Raw genomic sequence first — 7,817 nt, 5'->3', positions numbered from 1 at the left:
GAGCTGACGACAACCATGCAGCACCTTGAAAAACGTCCGAAGAAATATCTATCTCTAGATACGTCGTTTCCCATTTAAACCTTGGTAAGGTTCCTCGCGTATCATCGAATTAAACCACATGCTCCACCGCTTGTGCGGGCCCCCGTCAATTCCTTTGAGTTTCACACTTGCGTGCGTACTCCCCAGGTGGGATACTTATCACTTTCGCTTAGCCACTCAAAATTACTTCCAAACAGCTAGTATCCATCGTTTACAGCGTGGACTACCAGGGTATCTAATCCTGTTCGCTCCCCACGCTTTCGTCCATCAGCGTCAATAATTTGTTAGTAACATGCCTTCGCAATCGGTGTTCTGTGTAATATCTATGCATTTCACCGCTACACTACACATTCCAGCTACTTCACAAACATTCAAGACCTACAGTTTCAAAGGCAGTTACTCAGTTGAGCTCAGTGCTTTCACCTCTGACTTATAAGCCCGCCTACGGACCCTTTAAACCCAATGATTCCGGATAACGCTCGCATCCTCCGTATTACCGCGGCTGCTGGCACGGAGTTAGCCGATGCTTATTCATACAGTACCGTCATCAATCTACTCGTAGACCTTATTCTTCCTGTATAAAAGCAGTTTACAACCCATAAGGCCGTCATCCTGCACGCGGCATGGCTGGATCAGTCTTCCGACCATTGTCCAATATTCCTCACTGCTGCCTCCCGTAGGAGTCTGGTCCGTGTCTCAGTACCAGTGTGGGGGACCTCCCTCTCAGGACCCCTACCCATCGTAGCCTTGGTATGCCGTTACCACACCAACTAGCTAATGGGACGCGTACTCATCTTTTGCCACCAGAGCTTTAATTATTCAGTGATGCCACCAAACAATACTATAAGGTATTAATCCAAATTTCTTCGGGCTATCCCTTAGCAAAAGGTAGATTGTACACGTGTTACGCACCCGTGCGCCGGTCTCAAGTGCCGAAGCACTCTACCCCTCGACTTGCATGTGTTAGGCCTGCCGCTAGCGTTCATCCTGAGCCAGGATCAAACTCTTCATCGTTAAAAATCTTTAATATCGCAACCTTTAACAAAAAAGTAATCGACTCTTAGGATAATTCTTTAAATCTTATTCTTGTGCTGTCAACAATATTTTCAATGAACTTCTCATTTCTTTTTTTCGCTCTCTAGCCTTACGCTTTCAAAAGCGAGGGCAAAGATAAAAACTTTTTCTTTACCAACAAAACTTTTTAAAGTTTTTTTTCAAAATATTTTTTTTGAACTTTTTCGCTTTATTACTAATCACTAATCTCTATTAACTAACGACTTTCTCAAAGCGGGTGCAAAAGTAATACTTTTTATTTAATCACCAAAACTTTTTAAAGTTTTTTTTTCAAAATATTTTTTGAGCTTTTCGCTTTTCATCTATTCACTAATCTCTATCAACTAATGACCTCCTCAAAAGCGGGTGCAAAAGTAATACCTTTTTTCAATATATCCAAAATATTTGATCCCTTTTTTTTCATAAAACTTCAATATAATTCATATACAACTAGTTTTCAATGTATTATTTATTTTTAAATTCTTAATTAAAAGAATGCGAAAGGAATACTTGTTATTTTGCAGTTACAGAATCTATAAAACTATCTTTTTCAGCAACTGCTCGCGGACTATCATTCACCAACACACATTCAAAGGCTATAACTCGTCCGCGAATAAATAAAGCTAATTTGGCTCTCCCTGAAACATCACCGGTAGCAGGATTTACAGCTCTGTATTCCATTTTTCTGCCATAAAACTTTCCTTTTTTTATTTCCTGTACCTGTACTTTACTTCGCGTACTTGCCATAGCTCCCTTTACAAAATTATTTAAAAAACTATCCGCAACCATTTTTTTATCTGTTTCTGAAAACTTTTGCTCTGCTATCATATACTCCGCACGTTGAGGCAAATCTACTATTTGCACCATAAAAATCACATTTTCAGTTTTAGAGATATAACTACGATACCCTTCAACAGTTGTATACTCTGGTTTATTTGGAAAAGTAACAAAAATACCATTCTCTACTTCTTTTCTTACTTGGGCAAAAAGCCCCATTGAAAATAAGAAGAATACAACGCTTAATTTGTTTTTCATAGAATTATTTTTAATCAATTTATTAGGTTGAACATTGCCTTACAAAATACATTCAGTTATTATTTAAAATTCGAAGTTTGTTGCATTACTACCTCCTTGTCTCTTAGAATCTCCCGTTTCTATTTCCCAAGTATAAGCACCTTTCCATCCGATATAATCTACACAACATCCTGCATCAACTCTAAAATACATATTTCCTTTTTTCATAAGTAATTGAAAGCTATGCTCCTCTTTAAATCCCCTTCCTAAACCTTTTTCAACAAGCTCCGCGTAAGTCCAAGAGTTCCAACCAAAAGGAGCTTTTGTTACTTTATAACCTTGCTTTAATTTCATCTTTATGGTATTTGAAATAAATTCGGCTATTGGAGCTTTATGTTCAGAGATACCTTTAATAGTAATTGAAACAGGTTTATAATTGTTGTTCATTTTTATAGTTACCTTTCCTTCAAGATCCCCCTGTGGAGTGAACAAGGTAATATTATCCGAATCCTTATATTTTTCATAAAGTTTATCTATTTCGGGTTTCGTTGCCGAAGTTTTTTTATTTTGACCATTTACATAACCTGTAAATACAACTAATGTTATGAATAAAACTATCTTTTTCATCCTTTATAAAATTAGAGTTACTCTATATAATTCATTTACAAATAAAAACTTACTTGCTTTTAATTTTATTAAACATACGGCAAGCTTCCTCTTCTCCTTGTTCACAAGCTTTTCCTAACCAATACGTAGCCTGTTCATACGATTGAGTTACGCCTTCTCCCTTATAGTAAGCAAGTGCTAATACATATTGTGCATCGGCATTTCCCTGTTCCGCTGATTTCCTAACCCAATATACTGCCTGTTCATACGATTGAGGGACACCTTGTCCATAATAGTAAGCAGTTCCTAAGGCAGCTTGCGCTCGGGCATTTCCCTGTTCCGCTGATTTTCGCCACCAATACACCGCCTTTTCATACGATTGAGATACACCTTCTCCATTATAGTAAGCATTTCCTAAAATATATTGTACATTCATATTTCTTCCTTGCTCTGCCGATTTTCGTAGCCAATATATTGCGAACCATATGCCCAACCATTAAAATCATAATTAGTTTTTCTAATATTATCATCTTCTTTTATTATAACTTCTTTTATAATAGTGTCTACCTTAGTAATTATTTTAGGCTTCTGAATGGATTGCAATTTTTTAACTAATGCCTGCAAATGTTCAATTTCTTTGTTAAGAGATTGTATTTCAAAAGTATCTTTCTCTACAAGAATGGTAGTTTGATTTTCAGAAAGCGATTCTTTCTTTGCTTTTAGCAAATCTTGTAATGTTTTTATTTGTACAGAATTTGTTTCATATTTTTCTTTATATTGACTACAGCTTCTATACGAAAGCAAACAGAAAACAACTGCAATGACCAAAATACCGATTGAAAACGTATTATTGTATTTCATAACATGAGTTATTTATAGTTAACATGTAAAATTAATCACAAATGACAAATTGCACTGATTGTTCATTGTTCATTAAAAATTTGTCCATTCTTCTGTTGTTTATCCACCCAAGCTCTACCCAAGGTGTATCCAAGCTCGGGAGGAGGAAAGTTCAAGGTTAAAGGTTTAAAGTTTAAGGTTTAAGGGCTGAACCTTGAACCTTGAACTTTGAACGGCGAAGCCTCTCAAACCCTTGCTTATAAATTTTTGGTTGCCTCAGTGGTATTGGCAGGTATATCGGTTGCTCGTACTACAATTTTGTCACCTGAAAGGTCTGCATTGGTTTGCGTAACGGTATAGACCCAATCCAACCCATTATCCACTGCATTACCTTCTTCCACCAACGAACCATCGGAATTGTAAATATGTACCGTTACAGATGCTACTTTGAAATCATCATAGGCTCTAACTTTGATGGTATCGCCTATCTGACCTGTATAGCCTGAAAGGTCAATCTGTTCAATCTTTGGGGCTTGTAACATATCAGCAACTGCCACGTTGTACGCCGTTACGCCCTGTTTCTTACTCGCTTCCGACTGATATTCTTCCTTAATTGTAGGATTTTTCAAAGTTGTCTTTGCATAAATAGTTGCTTGTTGAAATTTTGCCATTTGTTCCTTTACCTTTTCGGAGGTAATCGCTTTCTTAGTAGGTTTTTGAGAAACTATTGTTTTTCCGTTACGCTGACTGAACACAAACATATTACCTACTTTTCCACTTAGTCCGTGTGTGATGATGTTGTTTTTAGATTCTGCCATTGCTTTATGTTTTTTTGTTAATTTCAGAAAGTTAGGGGATTAGAAAATCAGGAGATTAGAAATTAGGATTTTTAGGAATTAATAGAAAACGTTCCTTTAAGGAAAATAAAAAATCCGCTTGATGGAGATTGCTCTCCATCAAGCGGATTTATATTACAGAGTGTAGTAACTACACTATTTTGGCTGTTTAAGTGCTGTGCTGTGCCGAGGCACCTACAGATATAACGATTTCCATAGTATTATGCAAGTTTAATCGTGAATTTATTACATAAAATATTAGTTAATTTTACTTAACAAGGCAAATGTAATTTTTTTTCACATACAAACAAACAATTCTTAGATTTTTAACATTTTATAGATTATCAATTCCTTTTCTATGGTCATTACTCCGTACTATAACTATTTTGGGTTAGCTATAACAACAAAAGGCTACTCATTCAAGTAGCCCCTATCTCTATATTATACCTAATAAATAACATTACATATGCCCCATTTGCTCCGCTAAGGCTGCGTTTTGCTCACGATACACACCATTTTCTAATTTCTCGCGAATAGCAGAAAAAGCATTAAGCGTTTCTTCGATGTCTTTCATTGTGTGAGAAGCCGTTGGAATCATTCTTAAAAGAATCATTCCTTTTGGAATTACTGGATATACTACAATGGAAAGGAAAATACGATAGTTTTCGCGTAAATCGTTTACCATTGCCATAGCTTCAGGAATGCTTCCCTCTAAGAAAACAGGCGTAACACACGTGTTTGTATCGCCAATGTTAAATCCTCTGGATTTTAGTCCGTTTTGGAGTGCGTTTACATTGTCCCAAAGTTTTTGTTTTAACTCTGGCATCGTGCGAAGCATTTCCAAACGTTTCAAAGCCCCTTTTACGTAAATCATCGGCAAGGCTTTGGCAAACATCTGCGAACGCAAATTGTACTTCAAATAGTCGATAATTTCTTTATCTCCCGAAACAAAAGCCCCAATTCCTGCCATTGACTTGGCAAAAGTAGAGAAATACAAATCGATTTGGTCTTGAACGCCTTGCTCTTCACCTGCTCCTGCTCCTGTTTTTCCGAGCGTTCCGAAGCCGTGAGCGTCATCTACCAAAATACGGAAACCATATTTCTCTTTGTATGAAAGGATTTCTTTAAGTTTTCCTTGTTGTCCGCGCATTCCAAAAACGCCTTCGGTAATTACCAAAATACCGCCACCTGTAGTGTCTGCCAATTTTTTGGCACGCTCGATATTTTTAGCAAAACTCTCTACGTCATTATGTTTGTAAGTAAATCGTTTTCCAAAGTGAAGACGAACCCCATCAATAATACAACCGTGCGAATCCACATCGTACACAATCACATCGTTTTTCGTTACCAACGCATCGATGATAGAAACCATTCCCTGATAACCGAAGTTAAGCAAGTAAGCCGCTTGTTTATGCGTAAATTCAGCTAAGTTTCTTTCTAATTCTTCGTGCATTGACGTATGTCCACTCATCATTCTGGCTCCCATTGGGTAAGCAGCTCCGTACTCAGCGGCAGCTTCGGCATCAACTTTACGAATTTCAGGGTGATTTGCCAAACCTAAATAATCGTTGATACTCCAATTTAGGATTTCTTTTCCTTGAAATTGCATTCTTGGTCCTAATTCTCCCTCCAATTTAGGGAAAACATAATACCCTTCGGCGTGTGATGCCCAACGACCGATATTTCCTTTATTCTCTTTTATGTGTTCAAATAAATCTCTCATTTATATTCAATTTCTTAATAATATTTCTTTTTTTGAGGCACAAAGATACGTGTATTTTTTGGATTTTGCAGATTTCCGTAATTCAAAAATCGTCTTCAATAATAAGTATTTACTTTCGAAAAGTATACACTCTCTTTATGTTACATTTTCCTTCTTTAACTTCTCCGTAGCCCAATAAATGGCTTCTTCGGCGGCTTTCCGTGCTTGTGGACTATTCTTATAACAAGTGCTTTTGGTGATTGCTGCACCTGCCGAAAGAATGAAATCCACCGAAGCCTCTGCAAGTTTATCCACCGAATCAAATCCCATTTGTTCCAGGCGGGTAACAAAAATATCTCCAATCCCTTTAAGGGCAGTAAGTTCTTTACGTTGCTGCGTTGTAAAAGACATAAAAATGATTATTATGGTTCACAATTTTACTATGGAAAAACTATTTTTGTTTTTGTGATTCTGCCTTTAATGCATAATTACCTCATTATTGGTATCTGAATCTAAAAATCCTTGCTCTTTCATCCACTTATCGCTATAAATTTTGCTCATATAGCGCGAACCGTGGTCAGGGAAAAGAACCACCACTACGCTATTTTCATCAAACTTACCCATATCGGCGTATTGTTTCACGGCTTGTAGTGCTGCCCCACAGGTGTATCCCATAAAAAGTCCTTCTGTTTTAGCCATTTCACGAGCCATTAAAGCACTTTCTTTATCGGTAACCTTAACAAACTCATCAATAGCATCAAAGTCAGTAGCTGTAGGAATCAAATTTTTACCCAATCCTTCTATTTTGTACGGATAAATTTCAGCAGGGTCAAGCTCTCGCGTTTCGTGGTATTTTTTTATTGCTGAACCGAAAGCATCTACCCCTAAAACTTTTATATCAGGATTTTGTTCTTTCAGATATCGTGCAATTCCAGAGATGGTTCCGCCCGTTCCACTGCAAACCACCACGTGTGTTACCTCACCTTGCGTTTGTTTCCATATTTCGGGACCTGTGGAGTGGTAATGCGCTTCAATATTAAGCGTATTGAAATATTGATTGATATATACAGAGTTCAGATTTTCTTGATGGATACGCTTGGCAACCTCATAATACGAGCGAGGGTCATCGGGCGCTACATTTGAGGGGCACAAATGCACCTCTGCTCCCAATGCTTGAAGCATATCTACCTTATCCAGTGAAGATTTATCGCTAATGGCAATAATACACTTATACCCTTTCAAAGCCCCAATCATCGATAAGCTAAATCCCGTATTTCCAGAGCTGGTTTCAACAATGGTACTACCTGACTTTAAGATTCCTTTCTTTTCAGCTTGTTCGATGATGTATTTGGCGATGCGGTCTTTTGCCGATTGCCCTGCATTGAAAGCTTCTATTTTTGCAAAATAACGTCCTTTGAGCCCTTTTGTTATCTTTTTTAGCTCTAAAAGAGGCGTGTTCCCTATCAAGTCCAAAAGATTGTCGTGTACGTTTAATGATTTATCGATCTGCATTTTTCTTATTATTTGTTTCAAGCAAATATAATGATTTTTTTGAATATGATTGAGATAAACATACCTTACCCATATACAATTTATCTTTTTTAGATAAATTATTAGGATTTTGTACGCTTTGATTTTGAAAGACAACAAGTCAAAACTTGTAGCTTTTTCCATTATTGTTTAAAAACACGAATGTGAATGCATAAAACACATTGTATCGGACATAA

8 protein-coding genes and 1 rRNA gene (1 of these 9 only partly in view) are annotated in these 7,817 nt (G+C 37.0%); all 9 read right to left on the bottom strand.

What is annotated here, in order from left to right:
• Positions 1-1,053: ribosomal RNA gene (locus tag CGC47_RS00855) — 16S ribosomal RNA — on the bottom strand; it reaches 463 nt to the left of the window's first position.
• A gap of 552 nt (positions 1,054-1,605) precedes the next feature.
• Positions 1,606-2,127 carry a hypothetical protein gene (locus CGC47_RS00850; protein WP_041984751.1) on the bottom strand — a complete coding sequence of 174 codons (522 nt, stop codon included), beginning with the start codon at positions 2,125-2,127 and terminating at the stop codon, positions 1,606-1,608.
• Between the two features lie 63 nt (positions 2,128-2,190).
• The gene (locus tag CGC47_RS00845; protein WP_095899859.1) at positions 2,191-2,733 is read right to left on the bottom strand and encodes a hypothetical protein; all 543 of its coding nucleotides are present in this window, start codon (positions 2,731-2,733) and stop codon (positions 2,191-2,193) included.
• Positions 2,734-2,782: 49 nt separating this feature from the next.
• Complete coding sequence (locus CGC47_RS00840) at positions 2,783-3,148, bottom strand: tetratricopeptide repeat protein (RefSeq protein WP_052456145.1); 366 nt, start codon at positions 3,146-3,148, stop codon at positions 2,783-2,785.
• Complete coding sequence (locus tag CGC47_RS00835; protein ID WP_042000928.1) at positions 3,145-3,573, bottom strand: hypothetical protein; 429 nt, start codon at positions 3,571-3,573, stop codon at positions 3,145-3,147. The genes CGC47_RS00840 and CGC47_RS00835 overlap by 4 nt, the downstream gene beginning before the upstream one ends.
• A gap of 236 nt (positions 3,574-3,809) precedes the next feature.
• On the bottom strand, positions 3,810-4,370 hold the full coding sequence (locus CGC47_RS00830; protein WP_042000926.1) for a hypothetical protein: 561 nt from the start codon (positions 4,368-4,370) through the stop codon (positions 3,810-3,812).
• Positions 4,371-4,848: 478 nt separating this feature from the next.
• Entirely contained in the window at positions 4,849-6,111 is a 1,263-nt protein-coding gene (locus CGC47_RS00825) for an aminotransferase class I/II-fold pyridoxal phosphate-dependent enzyme (protein WP_095899858.1), read from the bottom strand.
• A gap of 135 nt (positions 6,112-6,246) precedes the next feature.
• Complete coding sequence (locus CGC47_RS00820; RefSeq protein ID WP_042000925.1) at positions 6,247-6,501, bottom strand: recombinase RecA; 255 nt, start codon at positions 6,499-6,501, stop codon at positions 6,247-6,249.
• Positions 6,502-6,567: 66 nt separating this feature from the next.
• On the bottom strand, positions 6,568-7,602 hold the full coding sequence (locus tag CGC47_RS00815) for a PLP-dependent cysteine synthase family protein (protein WP_095900344.1): 1,035 nt from the start codon (positions 7,600-7,602) through the stop codon (positions 6,568-6,570).
• Positions 7,603-7,817 lie beyond the last annotated feature (215 nt).

The sequence above is a fragment of the Capnocytophaga canimorsus genome (genome assembly GCF_002302565.1).
GTDB classification, from domain to species: Bacteria; Bacteroidota; Bacteroidia; order Flavobacteriales; family Flavobacteriaceae; genus Capnocytophaga; species Capnocytophaga canimorsus.
The sequence above is the reverse complement of the archived record's forward strand: the minus strand, read 5'-3'. Positions and strand labels throughout refer to the sequence as shown.